The sequence below is a fragment of the Paenibacillus mesotrionivorans genome, from assembly GCF_046098205.1.
Lineage (GTDB): Bacteria > Bacillota > Bacilli > Paenibacillales > NBRC-103111 > Paenibacillus_AR > Paenibacillus_AR mesotrionivorans.
The window spans coordinates 205,582-230,978 of the sequence record NZ_JBJURJ010000008.1; the positions used below are offsets into that span (position 1 = coordinate 205,582).

21 protein-coding genes are annotated in these 25,397 nt (G+C 51.8%); 9 read left to right on the forward strand and 12 right to left on the reverse strand.

Going from position 1 to position 25,397, the window contains the following annotated elements:
- Positions 1-98 precede the first annotated feature (98 nt).
- The 3 genes from ACI1P1_RS14165 to ACI1P1_RS14175 form a co-directional block, all read right to left on the reverse strand.
- Entirely contained in the window at positions 99-899 is an 801-nt protein-coding gene (locus ACI1P1_RS14165) for an HAD-IIA family hydrolase (protein ID WP_416217045.1), read from the reverse strand.
- A 248-nt stretch (positions 900-1,147) separates the two neighbouring features.
- Entirely contained in the window at positions 1,148-1,711 is a 564-nt protein-coding gene (locus ACI1P1_RS14170; protein ID WP_416217046.1) for a glycerol-3-phosphate responsive antiterminator, read from the reverse strand.
- A 226-nt stretch (positions 1,712-1,937) separates the two neighbouring features.
- The gene (locus tag ACI1P1_RS14175) at positions 1,938-7,391 is read right to left on the reverse strand and encodes a glycerophosphodiester phosphodiesterase family protein (protein ID WP_416217047.1); all 5,454 of its coding nucleotides are present in this window, start codon (positions 7,389-7,391) and stop codon (positions 1,938-1,940) included.
- Between the two features lie 359 nt (positions 7,392-7,750).
- On the opposite strand from ACI1P1_RS14175, the gene ACI1P1_RS14180 reads away from it, so the two are divergent.
- Positions 7,751-9,793 carry a hypothetical protein gene (locus ACI1P1_RS14180; protein WP_416217048.1) on the forward strand — a complete coding sequence of 681 codons (2,043 nt, stop codon included), beginning with the start codon at positions 7,751-7,753 and terminating at the stop codon, positions 9,791-9,793.
- Here the strand turns inward: ACI1P1_RS14180 and ACI1P1_RS14185 are convergent.
- Together ACI1P1_RS14185 and ACI1P1_RS14190 are read right to left on the reverse strand one after the other, a co-directional pair.
- Positions 9,759-10,490, reverse strand: coding sequence for a zf-HC2 domain-containing protein (locus ACI1P1_RS14185; RefSeq protein ID WP_416217049.1), 732 nt, complete (start codon positions 10,488-10,490; stop codon positions 9,759-9,761). The two genes, ACI1P1_RS14180 and ACI1P1_RS14185, sit on opposite strands and share 35 nt — an antisense overlap.
- A complete protein-coding gene (locus tag ACI1P1_RS14190; RefSeq protein ID WP_416217050.1) occupies positions 10,487-10,990 on the reverse strand; it encodes an RNA polymerase sigma factor in 504 nt (167 codons plus the stop codon). The genes ACI1P1_RS14185 and ACI1P1_RS14190 overlap by 4 nt, the downstream gene beginning before the upstream one ends.
- Positions 10,991-11,155: 165 nt before the next feature.
- Here ACI1P1_RS14190 and ACI1P1_RS14195 point away from each other — a divergent pair, with 165 nt between their 5' ends.
- The 5 genes from ACI1P1_RS14195 (at position 11,156) to ACI1P1_RS14215 (ending at position 14,798) form a co-directional block, all read left to right on the forward strand.
- Complete coding sequence (locus ACI1P1_RS14195) at positions 11,156-11,734, forward strand: dihydrofolate reductase family protein (RefSeq protein ID WP_416217051.1); 579 nt, start codon at positions 11,156-11,158, stop codon at positions 11,732-11,734.
- A gap of 108 nt (positions 11,735-11,842) precedes the next feature.
- Positions 11,843-12,760: a class I SAM-dependent methyltransferase gene (locus ACI1P1_RS14200; RefSeq protein ID WP_416217052.1), complete on the forward strand. Its 918-nt coding sequence runs from the start codon at positions 11,843-11,845 to the stop codon at positions 12,758-12,760.
- 123 nt (positions 12,761-12,883) lie between these two features.
- The gene (locus ACI1P1_RS14205; RefSeq protein WP_416217053.1) at positions 12,884-13,696 is read left to right on the forward strand and encodes an alpha/beta fold hydrolase; all 813 of its coding nucleotides are present in this window, start codon (positions 12,884-12,886) and stop codon (positions 13,694-13,696) included.
- Positions 13,697-13,786: 90 nt separating this feature from the next.
- Entirely contained in the window at positions 13,787-14,203 is a 417-nt protein-coding gene (locus ACI1P1_RS14210; RefSeq protein WP_416217054.1) for a VOC family protein, read from the forward strand.
- A gap of 121 nt (positions 14,204-14,324) precedes the next feature.
- Complete coding sequence (locus ACI1P1_RS14215) at positions 14,325-14,798, forward strand: hypothetical protein (RefSeq protein ID WP_416217055.1); 474 nt, start codon at positions 14,325-14,327, stop codon at positions 14,796-14,798.
- A gap of 67 nt (positions 14,799-14,865) precedes the next feature.
- On the opposite strand, the gene ACI1P1_RS14220 is transcribed toward ACI1P1_RS14215, so the two are convergent.
- From ACI1P1_RS14220 to ACI1P1_RS14235, 4 genes are all read right to left on the reverse strand, one after another.
- On the reverse strand, positions 14,866-16,515 hold the full coding sequence (locus tag ACI1P1_RS14220) for a type 2 periplasmic-binding domain-containing protein (protein WP_416217056.1): 1,650 nt from the start codon (positions 16,513-16,515) through the stop codon (positions 14,866-14,868).
- Between the two features lie 47 nt (positions 16,516-16,562).
- Positions 16,563-17,462, reverse strand: coding sequence for a carbohydrate ABC transporter permease (locus ACI1P1_RS14225; RefSeq protein WP_416217057.1), 900 nt, complete (start codon positions 17,460-17,462; stop codon positions 16,563-16,565).
- Positions 17,463-17,476: 14 nt separating this feature from the next.
- The gene (locus ACI1P1_RS14230) at positions 17,477-18,466 is read right to left on the reverse strand and encodes an ABC transporter permease (protein ID WP_416217143.1); all 990 of its coding nucleotides are present in this window, start codon (positions 18,464-18,466) and stop codon (positions 17,477-17,479) included.
- Positions 18,467-18,669: 203 nt separating this feature from the next.
- Complete coding sequence (locus tag ACI1P1_RS14235; protein ID WP_416217058.1) at positions 18,670-20,946, reverse strand: AraC family transcriptional regulator; 2,277 nt, start codon at positions 20,944-20,946, stop codon at positions 18,670-18,672.
- A 186-nt stretch (positions 20,947-21,132) separates the two neighbouring features.
- On the opposite strand from ACI1P1_RS14235, the gene ACI1P1_RS14240 reads away from it, so the two are divergent.
- Positions 21,133-21,507 (forward strand): cupin domain-containing protein, encoded by a 375-nt coding sequence (locus ACI1P1_RS14240; RefSeq protein WP_416217059.1) that lies wholly within the window; start codon positions 21,133-21,135, stop codon positions 21,505-21,507.
- Complete coding sequence (locus tag ACI1P1_RS14245) at positions 21,494-21,742, forward strand: helix-turn-helix domain-containing protein (protein ID WP_416217060.1); 249 nt, start codon at positions 21,494-21,496, stop codon at positions 21,740-21,742. The genes ACI1P1_RS14240 and ACI1P1_RS14245 overlap by 14 nt, the downstream gene beginning before the upstream one ends.
- A 254-nt stretch (positions 21,743-21,996) precedes the next feature.
- Here ACI1P1_RS14245 and ACI1P1_RS14250 read toward each other — a convergent pair whose 3' ends face one another.
- Positions 21,997-22,242 (reverse strand): hypothetical protein, encoded by a 246-nt coding sequence (locus ACI1P1_RS14250; RefSeq protein ID WP_416217061.1) that lies wholly within the window; start codon positions 22,240-22,242, stop codon positions 21,997-21,999.
- A 291-nt stretch (positions 22,243-22,533) separates the two neighbouring features.
- Here ACI1P1_RS14250 and ACI1P1_RS14255 point away from each other — a divergent pair, with 291 nt between their 5' ends.
- Complete coding sequence (locus ACI1P1_RS14255; RefSeq protein ID WP_416217062.1) at positions 22,534-23,697, forward strand: Gfo/Idh/MocA family protein; 1,164 nt, start codon at positions 22,534-22,536, stop codon at positions 23,695-23,697.
- 45 nt (positions 23,698-23,742) lie between these two features.
- On the opposite strand, the gene ACI1P1_RS14260 is transcribed toward ACI1P1_RS14255, so the two are convergent.
- Both ACI1P1_RS14260 and ACI1P1_RS14265 read right to left on the reverse strand, forming a co-directional pair.
- Positions 23,743-24,528 carry a helix-turn-helix domain-containing protein gene (locus ACI1P1_RS14260; protein ID WP_416217063.1) on the reverse strand — a complete coding sequence of 262 codons (786 nt, stop codon included), beginning with the start codon at positions 24,526-24,528 and terminating at the stop codon, positions 23,743-23,745.
- Between the two features lie 13 nt (positions 24,529-24,541).
- Positions 24,542-25,366, reverse strand: a complete 825-nt coding sequence (locus tag ACI1P1_RS14265) for an MBL fold metallo-hydrolase (RefSeq protein ID WP_416217064.1) — start codon at positions 25,364-25,366, stop codon at positions 24,542-24,544.
- Positions 25,367-25,397: the final 31 nt, after the last annotated feature.

Sequence of the window (25,397 nt, forward strand, 5' to 3'; positions counted from 1 at the left end):
TCTCCTGGCGCCCGCTTGCTGCTACCACTCACACTCTAGCAAATCAGCAAACGAATAGAATTATCGCAATGTGAAGCGGGTGTAAATATTGCTTGTCCCTACAAGGAGGCCGACATGGCGGTTAACAGCTCCTCCATGGTGCTCCACACGTAATCCGGCCGGAGTCCCGATTGCTCCAGTTCCTCCCGGGATGCCGCCCCGGTCAGCACCAACGCTGTGCCGAAGCCGTGAACAATGCCGAAGCGCACATCCGTCTCCAGCCGGTCCCCTACCATCAGACAGCGCTCCGCCGGAAGCTTCGATTCCTCCAATACCTTGGCGGCATAATAAGCGGAGGGTTTACCGATGACCATGCCGATATGGGCGCTGCCTGCTGTTTCGATCGCCTTGACCAGCGGCCAGGTATCCGGCAGCAGATCGTTCTCCACGGGGCAATTGGGATCCGGATTGGCCGCGATCAGCTGGGCGCCGTTGCGCAGGGCCCGGGCTGCCTGATGCAGCTTGTGGTAATCAAAGCGGGTATCCATACCCACCAGCACATGAGTGGCAGCCAGCGGATTCCCAGTGCAGTCCACCCCGGCCAAGATGAGCTCCTTCAGCAGAGCGGGCTCCCCGATGGCATAAACCACCGTATTGGGAGTTACATCCTTCAGATAAACGGCCGACGCATACCCTGCGGTAATAATTTCATGCTCGTATGCCGCAAGCCCCAGCCGCCGCAGACGGTCCGCACATTCCTGGCGTGTCCGGGTGGTGGTATTGCTCAGGAACATGACCTTTTTACCGGACCGCCGCAGCAGGTCCAGACTCTCCGGGACACCGGGCAGAAGCCGTCCGCCCAGATAAATGGTCCCGTCCAAATCAAAAAAATAACCCTCGTACTTCCATACCTCCGGCAATCTGCCTGCAGCCCCTTTCCTGAGGAAACCAAAAAACCCTTTATGCGGCTTCAAACAGCATACACGAATACACGCATGTGTATGTGCTTGCTTGCTGGCTGCATAAAAGGGTTTTCTCCTCGACTCTACCCTATGCGTATTCAGTTGAATCACTCTTGCTTGTCCTGCTTGTCATTATATTAGCCCGCCATTGTTAACCGCCGATTATCTCCAGATGAAGAGTTTGTAAATCCCGGAGCAGGCAACCGTCATACCCAAAGCCGCTTATCCCCCATGGACACCGCCATGGCCCCGGCCTCCAGCGCCGTATGGATTTCGCTGTGGTCGCGGATCAGCCCTCCCGCAATAATCGGCACGTTGACGCGGGTTTTCAGCTCCCGGATGACCCTAGGGATGAGACCCGGCATAATCTCCACCGCATCCGGTCCGCTCTGTTCAATATTCTGGATGCCATGCTGCAGCGCTCCCGTATCAATAAGAAACAGACGCTGAATGGCCATCAGCCCGTTCCGTTTGGCATGTTTCACGAAATGGCTTTTGGTGGAAATGATTCCCGTTGGACGGACCTTCTCCGCGATATACTTCATCACGATGGGGTCCCCTCCCAACCCCATAATAAAATCCACATGGAGAAACACCTGTTTGCCCGCACTCAGGGCTTGTCCCACATAGTGCTCAACGGTCAGTAAATCTCCCGTCAGCAGAAAAATAGCGGGCCATTCGCTCCTGCAAGCCTCCTCCAGATCCTCCGGGGTACGCACCGCGGGGATAATCTTTTTTTCCACCCAATACTCATGCAAACCCGGTTTCACAAGCCACCACTCCTTTTATCGTATCTCCTCCACCTTATCAAATGAACATTCGGGGAATGTTAACGGAACTTAAGAGACGCTTACAGGGGAATTTCAGGCTCCAAAGCCCGCTTTTCCCACTGTAAGCGCTCCGCAGTTCCGTTAGCGGTTCCCCAGACCGGAATTCCGGTGGTAAGGGTTATACAGTTCCGTTACAGGTACAAGCAGCAGCCACAGCCTCCGCCCATCATTCGTTGATAAACCGCGCCTTGGCCAAAAGACGCTTCAGCATAGCTGCAGACTCGGCACGGGTGGCCGTTCCTTGCGGAGACAAGGTAGTGTCCGTGGTGCCGTTCATCAGCCCTAGCCCGATGGCGGAAGCAATCTCCTCCTTGGCCCAAATAATCTGCGCAGAATCGGTATACGGCTTCAGTACGTTCAGATCCTCTACTGCACCCTTGCCTGTGCCGGTAACAGCCAATGCCCGCATGGTCATTGCCGCCAGCTCCTCGCGGGTAATGACCCGGTCCGGCCGGAAGGTGCCATCGTCGTAGCCGTTAATGAGACCTGAGGCTACGGCTGTGGCCACATCACGGGAATACCAGGCCTCGGCTGCCACATCCTTGAAGGTAGAGCTTGCTGCCACAGGGCTTAAGCCCAAAGCGCGAACCAGCAATGCCGCAAACTCAGCGCGGGTAATGGTGCGGTCGCCCTCAAAGCTCCCGTTCCCCGTTCCTTCCACGATGAGCTTGTTGGCCAACAGCTCCACATCCTTCGCCGCCCAATGTCCGGTCATATCGGCGAAGCGGAAGTCATGCTCCACTATCGTGTAGACGCTGTTGCCCGGGCGTTTGATCTCCACCACAGACTTCCCGTCCTTCACCGAGAAAAGGGACGGTACAAACCGCAGCCCGCCCCATTCCGGGGAATACCAGGCGGCAGTGGCTTTGCGCGGATCAACCGTCTTTTGTACGGTCATCTCTCTGGTGATATAGTCGGAGCCAAAGGTGAGCTTGACGGTTTTCCCGTTGGATGCGGAGGCCTTTACCTCAAAGTCCAACGGCTCTACCGCCAACATGCCTCCTGTTAACGCCAGCGCTTGGTTCAGTCCGGTTGTTTCCGCTTCATTCAGCTTGCGGATCGACACGTGAAGGGTAACATCATCTACATTGCTGCCCAAATCCCGTGCCAGATCGTCCAGCTTCAATACGGACAGCGGCAAATGGTATGCGGCGTCCGCTCCATTAATTACCAGTTGTTTGCCGGACTGGTTCGCAGCCTCAAGCAGGCCGCTGGCGGGAATAGCCAAGCTGCTTCCATCCAGCTTAATCTCCACTTGGGAGTGGGTAGCTAAAGCCTTTTCCAAAGCGGCTGCTTCCACCTTACCATCCTTCGCCTCTACCGTATTAGCAGGCTGCACAGGCGGTGTTGCTTCGGGTGAAGGAGTCCCGGACGGTTGTTCCGGAGAACCCGGTTCTTCCGGACTGCTGTCATCCGGCGCACCTGCCACCTGGATTGTCACCGGAACACTATACAAGTCATAGGTGCTGCTATCATCCAGCGTTGCAGTGTAACGGAGCAGTACATGGGCGGTGCCCGAATTCAGTGCCGTCACTTCGGTGCCGTTAACGGCAACATGCTTTTGCCCGTCCAGCCAAACCAGTTCCGGCACAATTTCGGTTTGTGTACCTTTGTAGGCGGTGAGGATTGCCGACAGGTTGGCCTTGCCGTTTACATCCAGCTTATAGGTCTCCTGCTCCGGCTTGATGGAGTCCGCCCAATCTCCGGCCCAATGGGCATAGTCGGTGGTGAGGCCAAACACACCCAGCTTAAACAGATTCATCAGATCATTCTTGGAATTGATGGTCCAGGGGGAAACAATCAGCCCCCGGTGCTGGGCAGCTTCCAGGAAGTTCTTGCCGATGCCATAATACCCCACGTCAAAGGTAGCATTTAACCCCTGCACCTGAGCCAGCGCATCCCGCACGGATTTGGTGGGATTGGATTCATTGGAGCTGATGCTGTTGACCAATAATCCGGTAGGCATGTCCGGCATGATCTGGGACAGATAAGCCAGACGGTCCGGGCTAAAGGACATGGAATCGATATACGCCTCCGAATCCGTTTTTTCAATTAACTTCACATAAGCATCCACAACCGCATTGGTATCCGTTTGTTTGATCTCAGCCATGAGCATGGCATTGCGTTCCTTCACCAGTTCAATCTGCTCCAGGAAGGTGGGAATCTGCACATAGTCATAGCCCACCGGGAACGACTTGTTGGCATTCAGCTTTTTCAATTCCTCCAAGGTATATTGGGTGACATTACCGCTTCCGTTGGTGGTACGCTCCAAGGACCCGTCATGCAGAATCACCAGGTGGCCGTCCTTGCTCAGATAGATATCATTTTCGATAAAATCCGAACCATAGTCCAAAGCCAGTTTGTTGCTTTCAATGGTATTCTCCGGTGACATGGTCGGCAAACCGCGGTGGCCGATAATGTAAGGCTTGCGAATCAAGGTTGTTCCATGGGAATACACCTTGTATGCGCCATAAGCCTGCTCCGGTGAAGCGGTGACGATGCCGTTGACCCCTGCGGTAATCAGCTTATGCATGGGCAAAGCCGGAGCTGCCGCCGATGTTTCCGCCGCTCCCCAAACCACAATAGCCCGGAGCTGGAGATAGTTGGTACGTTCTTTTGTAATGAAGCTTTGCGGCATCAGCGCAATCTTGGCGCCGTTCCGTGTGGTTTCCTTGCGGATGTCCATCAACGCCTCATCCGATAACCCGGCAGCCTTCCTGTAGTCGATGACACCTTGGGTCCTTTTGTAGCGCTGGCGTGCCTCCTTCACCAGCTCCTGATGGCCGGCATCGGCTATGATGAAGGAGTCCTCAATCTTGTGTGCTGTCAGATAATCCGTCAGTTCAACAGCAGTGTCCGCATCATGGACATAAAAGGCGGGAATCATCCTAAACTGGAGGGATTCCAGTATGGCCGGCAGCTCTCCCAGCTCCTGTGTCCCGGTTGGGTCCGTCACCTTCAAACCTTTGCCCACATGCAGAATGACGGTAGCCGGAAGGTTCGGCTCAGCCAACGCCGCCAATTGACCGGCGCCAGTAATTTCCGTTACCACGGACGGAGCCATGGCAATACCGGTGTCCGGGGAGGCAATCCGGGCAAACCGGTCCGCCGCCATAGGAGGGAGCGGGTCCAGCTGCAGCGTCACCTTCACATTGTCCAGCTTCATTTTGCTGCCGTTGGCCTGGATGCCGATACGTCCCTTGGAGTACAGAGTCGCCACATCCGTATCCACGATAAGCTTGTCGTCGATGAACTGCTGGACCCGGCTGTCCTTGGCCTTCACGGTGTAGTGGTACAGCTTCCCGCTGTCCAGACTTTCCTCAAAAGAGCCCTTCTCCATCACATTCCACCCGTTAGCTGCTGTGCGTTCCGCAAACTCTACGCCATTAATCGCCGTAGCGCCTTGACGCACCGCCATCTGGTAATACGGATAGTCGTTATTTTGCACCCGGTACATGATGGAGCTCCAGCGGGCTGCATCATTGGCGGCCAGGTGGGTGGTGTCGGCCTCTATCTTGTAGTTGCCGAACAGTCCCAGATAGTCCGGCAGCAGCACCCGGGAAGGATTGTCCGGCGCTGCCAGAGCATCCAGCACAAAAGCCCCCTGCTGCACCGCCGCCTTGGATGCGGTAGTGCCTTCCTTACGGCTCCAGCCCTCCGGCATGGTGCCATCAGCGATTCCGTCGAAATTCTCCTCATAGAGAACATATTCGCTGTCCCCCGGATTTTTGACCACCAGAAGCACTTGAGTGCTTGCCGCATCCTTCTTTACCGTCAAAGGATAAACACCTTGGGAAGCCGCCGTAACGGTGCCATTGGTGATAGTGACGCCGCTGTCCTGCGACGCCGTCCAGGTTGCCGCATCTCCCCGGATATCCTTGGTGCTGAAGTCGGTGAAATCCGCGTTGAACACCATATCATGCAAGGAAAGCGATGTGCCCGCATCGGCAAGCACATAACCCGGGGTATGGCGGATTGCCGTTGCTTGGGCGCCAACCGTCGATGGAGTAACCGCAACCGTCCGGGTCAGCTCCAGATTCTCATACACCAGCTTCAACTCCGCAGATCCGGCGCCTACCGGATAGGCAAGATTGCTGCGTACTGCCAGCACACTTTCATCGGAGGAGTAAAGCTTCAGCTTGCCGGGCAACGGACTCTGGAGGATGCCATCGGAATAATACACGGCTCCCGTTACGGTCAACGGTCCTGTTAACGCTTCAACAGAAGCAGGCACCGAGAGGTCCAAACGGTCCGCAGTAATCCGGGTTACCTTCAGATTATCGAAGGAGACCTGGCTTTGATCCACCTGGAGGCCGACCTTGCCGGCTTCGTTCAGATAGGCTGCATTAGCGCCGGAAACGTTCATATCCAGCAGCTTGGTGTATTCGGGATCATCCTTGGCTTTGATAAACTCCTGAATGTTGCTGCCATATACCCGCACCTTCAAGGTATAATCGCCGCCCACAGCCAAAGCCTGGCTCCAATTGCCCTTCTCCGGCACCTGCCAGCCTCCGCTTGCCGTCCGGTAAGCGAACTCGTATCTGCCGTCCTGGCGCACAGCCATCTGATTATACGGCGGTTTCCCCTCAGAGGGCACACGGAACATCAACGAGGCCCATCTGGCGCTGTCCAGCACCTTTTCGAACCGCAAATCCGTTTCAATCATATAATTATCGCCTTGCACAGGCGCAATGGCCCTGCTTTGTTTGCCCGAAGCACTGCCGCTGAAGGCCAAACGCCGGTTGCCGTAGGTATCCTCCACTACACTGAAGGCAGGGCTTCCTGCGTTGACGTCGGAGATCCAGCCCACAGGCAGTTCTCCGGCCGGAACTTGTTCAAAATCCTCCTCCAGCAGCACCTGACTCACCGTTCCCGCTGCCGGAGTTTCCGACAGAACCAGTGTGCCGTAGCCGGTGGTATCATTCCAGAAGGTAGCGGAGCCGAAGGCGCTCCAGTAGCTGTTGCGGCTTTTGACGGCCTTGGCGGAGCCATCGTCGTACCGGTCGGTCACCCCGATGTTCATGCCCAGCTGCTTGGTGGTGATGGGATCGAAGCCCAGCATATCCCATGGAATGGCCACCTCCAGATTCCAGCCGGTGCCGGTCTGGCGGATAGCACGAAGGATCCGCTTCTCATCCTTACCGCTGTGGTTGTTCAACGCTGAACCAAAGTGGAATTCCGGTGTCATAGAACCCGGCCGGTAAACAAAACCAAGCTGCATATCCCCGTTCACAAAAGGCCCCGATCGGTGCATAGTCGGATCCAGGAAAATGTTAATATTGTCCTGGTCAAACCAATACCCTGCGGACGGGTCATTAATCAGGGTGGAGTCATCCGCTTTTACCCCGACGTACAGATAGGTGTTGTCCCAAAGCACGCCGAAACGGGCATCCTGGAAGGCGCCTTCTCCGGCATGGACCGGCAGAGGCTGGCTGACGCTCCAAATGGACTCGTCCAAGCTGCCGTCAATCACAGGAGCATATACCGTCCTGCTTACTGTCAATTCAGGTCTGGCCTCCGCAGCATGGACTTCCGGCAGGCTCAAAGCAGGCTCTACAAGCCCCGCCAGCATTGCCGTTACCAGGAACAAACACATCAGCCTGGCCAATCTCTTCATCATGGAATCGCTCCTCTCGTTTTTGGGAACAAAAAAATACCCCTTATCCACCCGGCACGGCACAAATTCACGCACGTCCGTCAGGCGCATAATCAGGGTATTCTCCTCGTCTCGTACCCCGTATTCAGTTGTTCCTTACGGTTACACTTTAGCACCGGTTTGTTAACGCTTGATCAACACAATTTGAATTCCTTGTTAAGATGCAAGCTTTAACGAATCTATGGAGCGCTATTTGGCTCCACGTGTCACAGTTTCGTTAGCTGGTAGGGGTAGAAAAATCTACTATCTAGATATAATTTGGTGTATGATTTAACCAGGAAACCGCTTTAACTTCAATTTTTTTGACTGGAAGGGGATGGAATATGAAGAACGTTACGTTATTCACAGACGATTTCTCCGGCTTTGCCATCGGGGAATTCCCGTATGACCGCGATCATTCCGCCATGGGCGAGTACCAATATGTCACCGACCCGGGGGAGCACGGGGCCTGGACCGACCAGATTTGCAGCTATGCCTACAACGGCACCGGACCGTCCTGGATCATCACCGAGGCCGGAGGCAAACACTACATGGAGCAGATGCGTATCGAAAAAAACCGGCCCCACCGGATTTTCCCCACGCTCCAAACGGGCAAAACCGCCTGGCACAGCTACCGGCTGCAGACCGTCTTGAGGCGCCTCTCCACCAAAGGCAGCGCCGGGCTCGCCTTCTGTATGCAGAACAGCATCAATACACTGGTTTTTGTGCTGGAGCAGGACGAGGCTGTGTTGGCTTACCGTCACAAGGAAGAAGTAGTGATTCTGGCCAAAGCACCTTACCCGCATAACTGCGACACGTATTACACCCTGGAAATCGACTGCAATGGCGATATGGTGGAGGCCAGTATTAACGGCAGCAAAGTGCTGAGCTACTCCTCCCCTCTCGTCGCCCGCGGCGGCAAAATCGGGATTACCGCGGACTGCCCCACCCAATTTACGGATGTGCGTGTGGAGGTTTGTCAGGACACCTTGAAGGATATTGAGAATAAGGAAACCGCCGAGCAGCAAAAAGCTGCCCTCCTTCAACAGCAGTATCCGGCTATGAAGCTGTGGAAAACCATTGACCTGCAAAGCTTCGGTACCAGCCGCCAAATCCGCTTTGGTCACCTGAATGGCTCCGGCGAATGGTTTATCGTGCTGGCCCAGGCGCAAAAACGGGTCAACCGTGACGCCTACGCCCATATCAGCTGCCTCACGGCTATCGATCTGGAAGGGAATGTGCTCTGGCAGCGGGGGACCCCCTCCGACCAGGCGGATAAGCTGGGGAAAATATCAGCCGACCTGCCTCTCCAGGTCTACGATATTGACGGCGACGGCGTGGATGAGGTGATTACCGCCTTGAACTTCGAGCTTCTGATCCTTGACGGCCGGACGGGAGAAGTCAAAAAAAGCGTCAAAACTCCCCTCTCCGATGATGACGACACCACCCTGTTCGGGGTACCCTACCAACTCTATGCCTTTGACCGGATCAACCCGGACGGCATCCGCATTGCCAATTTCTCCGGTAAGGAGCGCCCTTCGGATATCCTGATTAAGGACCGTTACTGCCGGGTCTATGCCCTGGATGCCGATCTGAACCTGCTGTGGAAGTACAAAAGCGACAAAAATACCGGCCACTTCCCGTTAGCTCTGGATATAAACGGCGACGGCCGGGACGAGCTGTTATGCGGGTATACGCTGTTGGATTCCCGCGGCAAGCCTATCTGGACCTATCCCATCAGCGCTGACCACACGGATGAAATTGTAGCGGGCAAGTTTATGGCGGGCAGCGACAAGGGGTATTTCGCCTGTGTATCGGGAACCGAAGGTTTCTTTATTGGGGATTTCCAAGGGAATATTGTAAAGAGAGATTTCATTGGCCATGCCCAGCGGGTCAGTGTTGGTAACTTTTGCCCGGACCGGGAGGGTTTTGAGCTGGTGGTGAGCAACTTCTGGGGCCATCAGGGAGTGATTTACATGTATGATTGCTTCGGTAACCCGCTCTGGGAGATGGAGAATGAATTGAACGGCAACCTACTCACTCCGGTGAACTGGAAGGGCGACGGCACCGACCTGATCCTCCTGAATGCAGACATGGAACACGGGGGGCTGATCAACGGGGAAGGTGTGCAGGCGGTACGTTTCCCGGATGACGGGCATCCGGTACTGTGCTGCGAAGCCATTGACCTGTGCCACGACGCCCGGGACGAAATTGTGGTATGGGATTACAAACGGATGTTCATTTACACCCAGGCGGATGCGCCGCTGGCGGAGGTATATGCTCCAGTGAAATACCCCCACCACAACGCATCCAACTACCGGGGCGAATATTCCTTCCCGGACGAGTCTTATCTTACTTTCCGGGAGGACCCGGAGGAAGCTCTCTAGTCCCAACCTGCAGCTGGGCTTCAACAGCAGCACTTGAAGGAGGCAGCTCCATTCCCTGCTCCCAGAGCAGAATGGGGTTGTCTTTTTTCGCCCCATAATAAATCGCTTTAACCTTGGGGGCGGAGCTTGAACGGTTGGCGTTAAATTGTTCAAGATTAATGGCGGTATATCCATTCGCCAGGCCACGCTCCGCGTCTGCTTTGGATTTGATCACCGGCCGTTTGGGAGTCATGTACAGGATTCCGTCATCTCCCATTCTGCCGGATATCTGATTCACCCGGTATCCGTCTGTCAATTTTACATGATAGGCAATTCTCCCGTCCTTCATCAGGCTTACATCTGTAATCTTTATGACACTGGAAGGAACCTCCGTACTGTTCCAACGGAATAAACCGTAATATCCCGTAATAATAACGGTGCATATGGCAGTGGCCACAAGCAGGCCTTTGGCAAAGGAGGCGGCCTTGGAGCGTTTCCAGTATCCCTTGAAGCTTACCAGCGCGGCGCTTTCCTGTTTGTTTTCCCTGAAGACCTCAAAAGGCAGGCTGCTGTTTTGCCGGAGCTTCTGCAGAGCGGCCTTACAGTGTTCGCAATCAGCCAAGTGGGCTTCAATGGATGCTCTGGTCTCCGGACTGCATACTTCATCATGGTATAGCGGCAGCAAATCCTGGACAATCTCACATGACAGCTTACTCATTGGTTTTCCTCCCTTATCAGGTCTTGGATCATATTCCGTGCGCGGTGGAAGGTGACTCTGGCCCAGCTTTCCGTTTTGCTGAAAACCTCCCCGATGTGCAGAAACGACAGTTCCCCGAAAACTCTCAGGGTAAAGACCTCTTTATAGGGCTCCTTCAAACTGTGCAGCAGTTTATGAATCCGCAAGGCTTCCGTTTTGTCGATCAAGCCTTGCTCAATGGACAAGCTGCCGCCCCCCATTTTTTCGGAAATCTTCTCAGGAGGATCACTTAGGTGGAGGCGCTTTTGTTTGTCCATATGCTTGAAGTACGTATTTTTTGCGATTTGGCACAGCCAAACGCTGATTTTGCATTGACCCTTAAACTGGTCTATGCTTTTTACTGCTTTCACAAAGGTTTCCTGTGTGATCTCCTCCGCAAGCTGCCGGTCTCTGCATAGGGATAACGCAAACAGATACACATCCTGAAAATATTGCTCATAAATCTGCTCTACATCGGCCACATGTTCACCACCTTATGGATAAGACCCGGTTGCGGGAGTTTCGTTACAAAACAGAAGTATTTTACATGAAACTTAACGTTATACGATGGTTTATAGTAAACTTGAGAGAGCCTGATCGTTGGCCAAAGGCGATACAATACATTTTATATTGGAGGAGAATCGTATATGGGGAAGCTTGTCTTGTTCATGCATGTGTCATTGGACGGGTATGCGTCGGATTCAAACGGTGGACTGGATTGGATTCCGTATAACGAGGAACTCGAAGCATACGCAGAAGAGGTTGTAGCCGAAGTCGGCTCCCCCGTTTACGGACGCACAACATACCGGATGATGGAGGGTTATTGGCCCTCGGTGCTGAACGAACCGAATGCATCAAAGCATGATTTGGAGCATGCCCAATGGCTGCAGGATGTCAAGAAGATCGTCATCTCAGGTACAATGGACAAGACGGAATGGAACAATACTATGCTGATCAAGGACAATATTGCGGAGCAGATGAAGTCGCTTAAGGAGCAGTCCGGCAAAAATCTGGTGATCTTCGGCAGTCCGGGAGCGGCGAAAGCACTGCTGGAGCTGGGTTTGATTGACGAATTCTGGCTTACCATCTGTCCGGTGGTCCTGGGCGGCGGAAAAACCGTATTCGAAGGCTGTGAGAAAATTAAGCTTAAGCTGCTGTCGAGCCGAACATTCAAGTCGGGTGTTATCGCCACCCGCTATGAATTGGAGCAACTCAGCGAAAATTGATATTGACAAAATAGTGTTTTTATGCTATAATTTACATATTATAGCTTTCGGTTTATAATAAGATTCTCCTGGCCAGGGGGAATCTTATTTGTTTATGGAGGCGGATGTATGCCGCAAAAAGAGTCCGGATTAACTGCCCTTATCGCCGCTTTTGGGCGGGCGTATCACAGTCAGTATGATTCTCCGAAGATCTTCGATGACTTCCTTGCCAAGGAGCTGATCTCCCCGGAGGAGTTCGCCCAGATCAGCGGTCACATGGTTCAGGGTTTTTCCTTTTTCTGCAAGGAAACAGATCAGTCGGTTCATGATACCCCGGAGCAAAAATTACAATGGATCACCCAGGTTCACCTCTCCCCCACTCCTCTGGCGCGTGCTGCCTATTGTGAGGGCGTTCTGCTTCATGAGCTCGTGTTGGGTGTTAACCAGTATGTTATTCTAGGCGCGGGACTGGATACCTTCTCCTTCCGGCATCCGGAGCTGAAGGATAGCTTGGACATTTTCGAGTTGGACCTTCCAACCGCACAGGATTTCAAGAAACAAAGGCTGTCCCGCGCAGAGCTCACCGCTCCTGCCAATCGGCATTGGGTTCCTGCTGATTTTACCGGTGCTGCTTTCTATCCGGCGCTGCTGGCGGAAGGGTTTAACCCTAGCCGTCAAACCTTTTTCAGTCTGTTGGGCGTATCCTATTATCTAACGAAGGCGGATATGAAGGGGCTGCTCCAGCAATTGTTCGCCGACGCTCCGGCAGGCAGCTCCATTGTTTTCGATTATGCGGATGAAGCCCTCTTCGACACAAAAGGCAAATCCAACCGGGTAGAGAACATGGTTCATATGGCGGCTACTGCCGGCGAGCCGATGAAGGCTTGTTATGCCTATGAGGAATTGGAGAAGCTGCTGGAGGAGGCGGGGCTGCATATTTACGAGCATCTGTCCCCTGCTGCCATCCAGGAGCGATACTTCGCCAACCGGACGGACGAGCTGTCCGCCTTCGAAACCATCCACTATATCCATGCGGTGAAACGCTAAAACTCCCCCAGAAGTGACGAGATGATTCCCCGGGTACAGGGAAAACCCTCTTTTCTTTTTTTCCTGGTTATGGTAATGTTGTAGGAACATTAGTTCTTACGGGATGCGAAGGAGAGTCCGGACATGCCTTATTGTCAAACACCTCAAGCGGAAATGTATTATGAGGAAATTGGAGAAGGACGCCCCATTATGCTGATACACGGCTACGGCGTGGACCATCAGATCATGAAGGGCTGCATGGAGCCTGTGTTCTTACAACGGAGCGGGTGGCGGAGAATCTATCTGGATCTGCCGGGTATGGGTTTAACCCGCAATTATAATACAATCACCGATTCCGACGGCATGCTTGATGCGGTACTGGCGACGGTGGACCAACTGCTGCCGGGGGAACGCTACTGCGTAGCCGGACAATCCTATGGCGGTTACATCGCCAGAGGTATGGTCCAGAAACGTCCGGATCAAATAGACGGAGTTGCACTGATTTGCCCGATGATCGTCCCTCAATTTGCCGAGCGGGATTTTCCTAAGCACCAGGTGCTGCGCCAGGATGAGGCCTTTGTCCGGGCACAAGGTGGAAAAGATTTCGATGAATACTGCCAGATGGGAGCTGTGCTGAATGCTTACACGTGGCAGCGGTATATGGAGGATATTGTACCGGGATGCCGGTTGAGTGACGGAGCGTTTCTTGAACGGGTGAAAACCCGCTACGGTTATACGTTCCCGCTGGAGACATCCCCCTTCAATAAGCCGGGACTGCTCCTGACCGGCCGCCAGGACACCTCTACAGGTTACCGGGATGCCTGGCCTGTATTAGAGCAGTATCCGCGGACGACCTTCGCAGCCTTGGATACAGCCGGCCATAATCTGCAGGTTGAACAGCCGGTGCTGTTCAATGCCTTGATCCAGGAATGGCTGGATCGGGTGGAGTTGGATTGATCCGTGACCGATGAATTCCCGGATCGGCTTTCGTCTAAATAAACGAAGTGATCAATGAAAACAAACTAATTGACGACGAGGTGTTTAAAAATGGCATTAATGTCCACATTCACGAGCATCAATCTGCCTGTAACCAACGTAGAACAATCCAAGGCGTTCTTCACCGGACTCGGATTCGAGCTCAACCCGCAATTCCCCGACAACGAGAATTCGGCAGCCATCGTAATCGGTGACAACCTGCAGGTCATGCTGATCAATCAAGCATTCTTTAATACGCTTACGGAGAAGGAATCCGTCGATACGAGCAAGTATGCACAGATGACGATCGCATTGGCCTTCGAGAGCCGGGAAAAGGTCGATGAAATCGTGAATACCGCGGTCTCCTTGGGCGGGAAATTGCACGCTGAACCGGAAGACTATGGATCCATGTATCATTGGGGCTTCGTGGACTTGGACGGCCATCTGTGGGCCATTAACTTCATGAACATGGATGCGGCACAAGATTAAGGATAAACAAAGAATACTATATGGAAATTAACAGAGCCGCGTGGATGCGGCTCTTGTTCTGTCACCTTGGATTTTATTTTGACTCTTACTTCTACCGAAATGACATGTCAAAAGGGGATGCATGGCCATCGTAAGAAAATCTATACTTATCTTTAGTGTGGCATTGTTTATCGTAGGGTGTTCACAAACAAATGAACCGCAGGTAAGTACCAACAATCAAACCGGTTCTTGGAATATTACATTTATTGATAGTCTTACCGGCCAGGAAGTTCCTGAAGGAAAAATCATTATTAACGAAACAAAGCAAGCTTTTGAAATCCGGGAAGGGTCACACAGTGTTTCTTTACCTGACATAGCTTCTCTGCATTCCAACGGAGAATTTCAAATGGGTTATACCGTCCTTTCATATGCAAAAGGGTATCTCCCCCGCATCGACCATAATCTGCTTATCAACAGCAACGACACTGTCGCCCTTCAGTTGGAATTGCAACGAATAGGAGGGAATGAAGCTTTTACAGAATTCTTTCATCCCAGTTCCATGAATGCTGCCACGGATTTTATTAACCATTACCTTGGAAGCATACCCTATGAATAAAATTCAAAAAAGACAGCCACGCCCCCAACCGGAGCCGTGACTATCTTTTTCTTCCATCCTGCCGTTTTTACCTGAACTGATTGGCGTCAATGGCCTTTTGCTTTTCATTCAGGATTTCCTGGTAACCTGCATCCAGGAACTTCTTCTTGGCGTCCGCATATTGCTTGTCGAACTGGTCCGCCGGGGACATGACAATCTTCAGATAGAGCTCCTGGAAGAGGGCGTTCAGGTCGGCCTTGTGCTCACTGACCTTTTTCAGCACCACAGTGAACAATGGGTCGGGGATACGGTATTGCTCGCCGTCCTTCCAGTTTTTCAGCAGCTGGTCGGTTAAACCCTCCTGACCTGCCACCGTCCAGTTGATCCGGTTTGCCTTGTCCGTCAGCTCCGGAGTGGAGAATTCGGCAATTTCGGTAACCAAAGCCCAATAGTCCTTGTTGTTGTTATTGGACAGCTTGGATTCACCCTTAAAATCGGGGGTTTTCTTCGGCAGACCGTTGGCGTCCAGCGTATAGTTTTGGCCTTCCACCCCATTCTGCAGGAAGAACAAATTCTTGGGCTGGCTCAGCCATTCCAGGTACAGCCAAACTGCCACCCGCTCCTGCTCGGAGGACTTGTGGTTAATGCCCATGATCAGGCCAAAGGGCCAATCCGCACGGCCCGGTGCCTTGCCTCCCTTCGGGATTCCCGCTTCCGGCGGAACAACAGCGAAGGTTGCTCCCGGATTATTCTTTAGTGTGGCATTGAAAACATCGGAATTGCTAGTGAGATAAAGCCCGTAGGTCCCGGTTTTGCCTGCAACAAACTCCGCCTTCAGCTTGTTGTCATCATCCCGCAGGTAAAATTCCTTGTCAATAAGCCCGTTGGTATATTGATAGTTCAGGTTCTTCAGCCACGCTTCCGTTGCCGGAGAGGTGAAGTCAGCTACTGCCAGGTCTGAATACAGGGCGTGCTTCTTGGCGTCTACGGGCCACTCGCGGAATGCAAAGCTGTAGTTGAAATTGTTCCGCGTCAAACCTGCTCCACCAACACCCAGCCCGGCCTGCTTCCATTTGGCCAGCATCTCATTGTATTTCTCCAGAGAGGTAAGATCCTCTACCTTCATACCGACCTTCTCCACCCAATCCTTGCGGATAATGCCTACCCAGTTGCTGTAGTTGGGGCGCTTGGCGAACACGAACATATTTTTCTTATCTACATTGCCGTACTGCTCGATGGTTTTGCTCATGCTTTTCCAATAGGTCGGGGCATACTTCTGAATTTCGTCCAGCTTAAGGGGCTGCAGGACTTCTTCTCCGTAATAGGTCAACGCTTGAGGCATATCATAGTGGAAAATAATATCCGGCGCCTTGGCGGCAGAGAGCAGCTGTTCGAAATCCCGGACCTCATTGGTTCTGGATATCGGCACAAAATTCACTTTCACATTATGCTTCTCCCCGAATTCCTTCTGGACCCAACGGGTGTAATAGTTGTCCGCTACATTCCAGCCCTCGAATGCCCGGTCATATACCGGGATATCCAGGGTAACCGTCTGAGCAAACTTGTTGTTTGCATCCAAAATCCCTGTGCTGGCAGGTGCGCTTGCGCCGGGACTGGCAGTGCTTGCTGCTGCGGAGGGTGATGCTGCACTTCCGTTGTCCTTCTCATTACAGCCGGCCAATAAGCCCGCACTGACCGCTCCTGCCAGCAGTACGGGTACCCATTTCATTTTGCTCATTGAATCTCCCCCATAATCAATTGTTTGTATGGACCTGGGTGGCAAGGTTATTCCTTGACCGCCCCTAGCATGGACCCTTTCACAAAATACTTCTGGATAAACGGATATACACACACAATCGGCAGTGTGGCAAATACCACAACCGAAGCCTTCAACACCTCGGGATTGCTGAGCTGTACATTCACCGCCTCCAGCTGGAAGCTTTCTGAGGCCTGGATGACCAGATAATACAGCTTGAGCTGCAGCGGACGCAAGTCGGTATTATGCTTAATGTAGAACAGGGCATCCCCATACGCATTCCAGCGCCACACCGCATAATACAGAGACAAGGTGGCCAATATGGGCTTGCACAAGGGAAGAACAATATTGAACAGAATCCGGAAATGACCGGCTCCGTCAATCCGGGCAGATTCCTCCAAGCTGGCGGGGATGCTGCTCATAATGGAGCTTTTCATAATCAGAAGATTAAACGCGCTGAAGGACACCGGCAATATCAGGGACCAAATGGTATCCAGCATGCCCAGATTGTTCATCAGCATGTAGTCGGGAATAATTCCCCCGTGGAAGTACATGGTGAAGATAAAAAGGAAGGTAAACACGGTCCTGCCCTTCAGCTGTCTCCGGGATAAGGGATATGCCGCACATATGGTGATGATCATCCCAATTACGGTATATACGACCGTCACCAGCACCGAAATATAAAGCGACCGGAGGATACTGGCATCGGCGAATATCTTCTCGTAGGCTCCCAAGGTGAAGCCGGCAGGCCACAGATATACTTTGTTAGCGATTACATAAGCATCTTCACTAAGCGATTTGGCTACAACATGCAGAAATGGCAGCGTGCACACCAGAGAAGCGAGAATCAGCACCAGGTGGATCAGCACATCCCAAATGTCGAAGCGGTGTCTGCGTTTTACGGCGAAGATGCCGGCAGATGGTTTCATGGTACGCCTCCTTGCTAAATCAATCCGTCCTCACCCAGCTTCTTCGCAATCCGGTCTGCCGTCAGAACGAGGATCAGGCCAATGACGGATTGAAATAACCCCAATGCCGTAGCGCGGCTGAAATTGCCGCTTTCAATCCCCCAACGGTACACCAATACCGGAATGGTTGTGGTGAATTCGGTCGTTGCCTTGTTCTGCAGCCCCATAATCCGTTCGAAGGAGCCTCCCATTACACCTCCCATGCTGAGAATGAGCAAGGTCACAATGGTCATCCGAATAGAGGGAAGCGTCACATTCCACATTTTGCGGAACCGCCCTGCTCCATCCACGATGGCGGCCTCATACAACTCCGGATTAATGGCGCTCATGGCGGCGAGGTACAGAATCGTGCCCCAGCCCATGCTTTGCCACACCCCAATCGCCAAGTAGCTGATCAGCCAGTTCATATCCTCCTGTAAAAACGGGATTCGTGTGCCTCCCAGCAGTTCAATCACATTGTTTACCATACCGCTGCCTTCGCTTAGCAGCTGGTATGCGATCGCCCCGATAATAACCCAGGACAAGAAGTGCGGCAGATAAAGCAGGGTTTGATTGATCCGTTTGAAAATCAAATTCTTGACCTCATTAATGAGAAGCGCCAGTATGATGGGCATAGTGAAGCTGAAGATCAGGTCCAAGATATTCAAAAGCAGCGTATTCCGGACCGCTCTTCCAAAATCCGGCTTGGCGAAGATATCTTTAAACACCTGGAGGCCAACCCAGTCGCTCCCCCAAAAGCCTCTTGCCACCTTATAGTCCTTAAAGGCAATGGTTAGCCCAAACATGGAGGCGTACTTAAATACAAGAACCATCATCAAAGGAAGCAGCAGCAGAACATACAGCTCCCAATCCCGGCGGAGATAATGGAATACTCCGTATTTTCGTCTTCTGGATAAAGATAAAGCGGTTTCATTATTGGGATGAGAAGCAGCCGTTCCTTTCACAGTTTCACCTCCTTCCGGGATAGCCCCATCATAACGTCCCCTGGGCTTTTCCGTAAATCATGAGGTTTGATTATACCCGTCATTTTTGATAACGCTATCATAAACTGCTTCTCCATTCACCCCTCCATGATCAAAAATGACGGGTAGGAGCAAAAGTAAGCTGTCTGCCCCAGCTTTTGCACCGGAGCAGACAGCTTATAAGATACGGGTATGTCAGTCCTTCCTCACATTTCTAGCGGACGGGATTTCCCCGCTTTATAGCTGCTGGGAGGCATTCCCTCAAATTTGCGAAAGAACCGGTTGAAGCTTTGGGTATTCATGTATCCAACCTCCAGCGCAATCTGCGAAATACACAGATTGGATTCAAGCAGCAGCCTCTTAGCGTGCTCGATCCGCAATTGGTTCAAATAATCGATCAAGCTCATACCTGTCATCTCGAAGGCAATCTTGCGCATATAGGAATAGCTGATACCGATTTCCTTGGCCATATCCTCGAACACAATATCCTCCCGGTAATGCTCATTCAAATATTGGATCATCCGCTCGCCGTAATTGGCGGCTTCCCCCGGCGTACGGTTCAGCTGCTGCACAATGTCGCTGTAGAACCGGTGCAGATATTTATCCAGTTCATCCAGCGTATCAATAGAAGCGAGGGCTGCATACACATTGCCCCGTCCCACAAAAATCCGGGCGGTATTCACGTAATTTTCCCGCAGATGCTTGATGGTCACCCCTGTCAGCTGATGATAAATAAACAGGATATTGTCGTAGGAAATATAATCCGCAGAACGGATTTCGGTGCTGATCACGTCCAATTCCTTAATGATATTGTCCAACTGCCCGTTATCCAGGAAATTCAGAATCCGGCGTTCACTGTTAGCGGGATAAATATAGCGTTTTTCGAAGCCTTCCTGCTCCCTCCAGTAGTGAATGCCACCGCTTCCCGCTATCATCCTGTGCTTGATGCCCTCCATGGCCTCAATGAAGCAATCCGCCACCCGGTCGCTGGATTGCGTCTGGCTGCTCACCCCGATCGTTACCGACTGGCACAGAATCCTGCCTGCTTGGTCCCGGATCTCCATCAGGGCAGCGTCAAGCCCGGTGCTTTCGCTTTCATACTCCTGCCGGGAGTAGTTAACCACAATGGCGAAGCAGCCGTTCCCCTGATATACACAACGGCTATGCACCTCCGGCGGGAACAGGGCTTCACAAAAAGCAATCAACTCCTGGCGGTGATTATGCCGCTGCTCCGGCTCATTCCCGTTTACATACACTCGGTATCCGTCAATGGATATAACCGCCACCAGGAAGTACCGGGAGGGAAACATCACCGCCGCCTGCGGCGTCAATTCCCCTCGGAGCAGATTATGCACGGCCAGGCTGCGGGCATCCTTTTCCCGTACGTTTAGCAGACCATGAAGCGCTGCCTCCTCCTCCTGCATCCGCTGGAATGCCGCGTTCAGATAAGCCAGCTCATTCCGGGCTTTTACCCCCGGGTGACCCCGCTTGCGCAAGGTCCGAACCAGCTCCCGCGCGGGTTTGGACAGCCAGGTGGCGAAGAAAACCGTAAACACCGTACCTGCAAAAATAATAATCACCGTTAACAGAATGATATTCCTCTGCATGGAATGGGTGGTGCTCAGCAGCTCATTAACGGAGGTAATGTTCACATACATCCAGCCGTAACGCTCAGACCGCGACCAGGTGTACAGCTGCCGGTCATTGTTTTCCTGCCGGAACGCATAACCCTCCATCCGGTTCTTCGCCATTAGTCCGGCGATATAGGAATCATCCGTTCCGTTGGTCAATAGCAGGCTTTTGTCCTGGCTGGAGACGATAGTCCCATTGCCGTTCATGAACATATAGCGGTGGTCGCCCCCATTGGAGGCGCGCATATCGTGCTCCATTTGCGTTTCCCGCACATTCACTACAATTGTGCCGCGGGTTGTCGTGGACAGCCGGTTAAGAGGCAGAACATAAGACACCACGTGAACGCCGGATTCCAGCTTGCGGGGGTACCAGATCCCCATAATACCGCTGCGTTCCATCAACGCCTCCTTCATCCACTCCATATCCTCATACCGCTCCAGGGTGGTAATACCCTTGTCGGTAGAGACCACATAATCCGAATCGCTCAGGTGAAAAAAGGAGGAGTAGATCCCGTCTCCAATCTGGTTCATGTTCCGCAGATCATTCTGGACCGATAAGGCGTTCACCACATTTTCGTAGCTGGAGTTCATCTCATCGAAGGTCTCGTAGGACCGGATTTTGTCAAAAATCTGCGTTGCAGCCAGCCGGATCGTATTCTCCGCCATAATGTCCAAGGTATTCTCGTTCAGATTGCGGCTAGCGATTAAACCGGCCAGGGCTGATTCCGCAATGGCATGCTCCGAGTTCTCCAGAATCTGCGCGCCGCTGTACCAGGTCAGGGTCGCGGTGGGAATCGCCATTACGCAGAACAGAATCAACGCCAATTGAAGCATCATGGGAAACCGCTTCATAAAGCCCCTCCTATAATCTACACACCCAAATGTTAGCGCTTGCAGGTTGCTGCATCTATATAATTCGCTTTCCTGGGGCAGAGTCCTTTTTGGTGGATGTAAAAAATAGAGGCTCCGTTCATCCGGCATGATGCCAGTGACTAAGTATGATAGAATCGAAATAAAACTGACTTTGGGAGGGAATCCATGGAATTTTACAGATTCGGCCAAGAGACTGGCAAGCAAATTTCAAAATTTAACTCGGATTTTATCATGTCCCGCATTATCCAAACCGAACATGCTGCTCATATTGGATGTATGCATCTGGAAGCGGGTGGTCTGATTGGTTATCACCAGGCGGTGACGCCTCAGTTACTCTTGATTCTAGTTGGGGAGGGCACGGTCAGAGGGGATAAGGACGAGTATGTGAACGTGCAAGCCGGTGATGCTGTCTTCTGGAACAAGCAGGAGTGGCATGAAACCAAAACGGCAACAGGATTAACGGCCATCGTCATCGAAAGTGAGGAATTACGTCCTTCGTTGTATATGAGTGTAAAGGTGACCGTAAATGCACCGGAATGAGCCTCCCGGCGATAAAAACATTATTGGAAGCAAAGTTGTAGCCACTCGAAAAGCCAAGCGGGTGAAGCAAAAGGACTTTCTTGCCCGATTGCAAACCTTTGGCCTGGACATCAGCCCCACCAGCCTCTCCCGTTTGGAAGGGCAATACCGGCTGGTCCAGGACTACGAGCTCGTTGCCATCGCCAAGGCATTGGAGGTTTCTGTGCAAGAACTGCTAGGGGAGCAACAGAGCTGACCCCTTATTCTCCACCTCCCCATACGCCGAACGAATAGCTCAAATGCAAAAGTGCATCTATTTTTGGCCTACCGTGGCTTTAGGTGGCCCTATCCTGCAAAACTGCAGTTATTTTCTACCAGTAAGCGCTACCGCGGCATTTGCAGCGTTAATAGATGCACTTTTGCAGGATGGGATCCCCCTCTCCCTCCACACCTTAAAAATAAATGCATTTTTGCATTTTACGTCTGTGTTTCACCCGGCATCCCCCACCCTTAAGGTCCCTTCACAACAATGCTTACACTCCCTTTGGCTTTTTTACCTGTTACCGAGCATGTATAGGTGCCGCTTTCGGCAATTTTTACTTGAAACGAACCTGTAGGAATATCTGACCCTTGATATACCGGTTCATCCCTGTCTTTTTGTAAGACAATATCCAGCTTGCCTGCAGTGCTGACGATCTCGAAGCTCACCGAATCCCCTTGCTTCACCTCCAGCAATTGAACATCCGTTGTGTTCAATACCTTGTACTCCATCCTTAACTGATGCGCATCTCCTATCCGGCTCCCATCAAAATCCGATGAGGAACAGGCTGTCAAGATAAGTACAAAAAGCAATACCGACACCACGATTTTCCTTTTGGCCATCGTTTACCCTTCTTTCCATTCTCTTTTTCGGTTACAGCAATTCTACCACATCCTCTAAATCCCAAGTTCTTTAATTGACACAAATAAAATGTACTGTACACATTTTATCCGTCCACTCTCTCTACTACAATAAAAGCATCATCTCGCCAGTAGGGGGCTATTATTATGATTCGTGTTGCAATTATCGGAACCGGGAATATTTCGGCCGCCCATATTAATGCATATCTTGCATTTCCGGAGCGCTGCAAAATTGTGGCTTTGGTAGACATTTATCCGGAGAAGGCCCAGGCCAAAAAAGAACAGTTTGGTCTGGACGCCGACGTATATGATTCCCATAAGCTGTTGCTGGGATCAGAGGACATTGATTTGGTCAGCATCTGTACCCCGCCCTTCAGCCATGCAGAAATTGCTGTGGACTTCCTGAACGACAGCAGACATGTCATCGTGGAAAAACCCATGGCTGCTTCGTTGGAGGAATGTGACCGCATGAATGCCGCTGCCGCAAAAAGAGGAACGGTGTTTTCTGTCATCGCCCAAAACCGTTTCCTCAATCCCATTATGAATCTGAAGCATGTATTGGACAGCGGCAAAATCGGCCGGGTGCTTCACGCACAGGTAGATTCCTTCTGGTGGCGGGGGCATTGCTATTACGATCTGTGGTGGCGGGGGCTGTGGTCCAAGGAAGGGGGCGGCTGCACCCTGAACCATGCCGTGCATCATATTGATATGCTAGGCTGGATGATGGGTTTGCCCAACAAGGTATCCGCCCTGTTAAGCAATGCCGCACATGACAACGCGGAGATCGAGGATATTTCCATAGCGGCGCTGCAGTATGAGAAAGGTGCAGTTGCCCAAGTGACCAGCTCTGTCATTCATCATGGTGAGGAACAACAGCTCATCTTCCAGGGTGAAAATGCGCGGATTTCTGCTCCGTGGAAGGTGCATGCCTCCACCTCTCTCGAGAATGGGTTCCCCAAGAAGAATGAGGAATTGGAGCAGGAGCTTAACGACCTCTACAGCACACTTCCGCAGCTCACCCATCAGGCACATGAAGGCCAAATTGAGAATGTGCTTACAGCCATCGAAACGGGCGGCGCTCCTTTTATTACCGGAGAAAGCGGCCGTATGACCATCGAGCTTATTACGGCGATTTACAAAGCGGGTTTTCAGCAAAAGACGGTTGAGCTTCCCATTACCAAGAGCGATCCCTACTATACTGTTCAAGGGATTATGGAGAATGCACCACACTTCTACGAGAAGACCAACTCGGTGATCAATCTGGGCAGCAGCCAGGAGATTACGCTAGGCGGCAGCTACAGCAGCAAATAACGCAGTAGGACGCACTCTTATTACAGAATGCGTCCTTCTTTTATCCTATTTATGTTGAACCTCATGCTGAGATATTTTATAGACATCTGCGTTGTTCCGGTACATCTTGGGGCTAACCCCCATCAGACGTTTAAAGGTGCTGCTGAAATAATAAATATCCTTAAAGCCGGTTTTCTCCGCTACTTCTCCCACATTATATTCTCCGGATTCCAGCAGGGAAGCCGCTTTGTTGATGCGGACCTGATTAATAAAGTCCGAGATGGTGCGTTTCTCCAGCTTTTTGAATAGGGCTCCGCAATAAACGGGATTGATATTGGCCGCAGCCGCCAGAGACTTGACGGTCAATTCTTCATGGTAATGCTCGATGATATGCCGCTTGATCAGCCCTACGTGGACATTGGCCTCTTCCTTCCCTTTTTCAAACAGAAGCTTGTGCAGTATGAGGCTAAAGAGGGCGTGGCATTTCATCAGGTAACCATCTTTTCTCTGCAGCCACTCATAATTCATTTCATTATATAACCCCTGAAACTCCATGATGTCCTTCCACTGGGTTACTGGAGGCAGATCCAGCTTTTCCCCCTCCGGCAGCACAAAATCGATGGCTACACAAACCATACCCGGGGTAGTGGCAGTGCGGACGCTTTGCGGCCGGATACACAGAATGTCACCCTGCTGCAGTTGGCAAGGGATGCCGTCGATAATATAATCCGCACTCCCCTCCAAAACAAAAACCAGGTCGTAGCAGTGAATTTTGTGATTCACGATCCTCCAGTTGGAGTCACATTCCTTCTTGACGAAATAGATAATCTGCGGGTGGAAGATGTCGTTCATGGCAAGCACTCCTCTACAAATCGATGACCTGCCCTGTTTTCAAGCTGCTGATCTGGTTTCCCAAAGCTTTCCGTAATAACTCGAATGCTTTTGGCCCTGTACAATGACAGGTATATATTTCAACATTTTTGCTGTGCAATTTGGCTCCCAATTCGTTAATAAAACGGGTGCCCTCCGTTTTTTTGCTAATCGGATTGTAGAGATGCAGGCCGCCAACGACACAGTCGATTTTTAACCCCGCTTTCTCTTCGCATTCCTGGAGAATATTTACGATTCCCGTGTGGGAGCATCCCGAAATTAATATCGTTTTTCCCTTCTCCTGCAGCAGGAGATGCTGCTCATGCTGAAAGCCATCTAATGCGTATGTATGTTTATCCTTCACCAGCAGGCTCCGGTTGCCATTAGGAGTTAATTCCCCTCCAGTAATATTTGATACCAGTGTTAACTCTTCATCGATAGGATGAAGATCCTCGGTAAATACCATCCGGTTATGAGCCCTCAGTTCCGGCTCTAACCCAACATATACCTTCAGATACTTGAAAAGGGACGCGTAATATGCATCGAACGCCTGGCGGCGTATATAGATTTTGGCTTTGTCGTTATGCGCCAAGAAGGCCTTTAATCCGCCACCGTGGTCCTTATGACCATGCGAGATAATGACCAGATCCACAGCCTTGATATCAATGTGAAGCCTCTCTGCATTGTGGAGAAAGGTATCGTCCGGACCTACATCAAATAGAATGTTATGCTTGGCAGTTTGTATATGAAGGCATAAGCCATGTTTATGAATGTATTCCTTGGAAATGGACGAATTCTCCACTAATGCCGTGATGATCACGTGATTTCCTCCTTTTTTGAGACCAAATCTC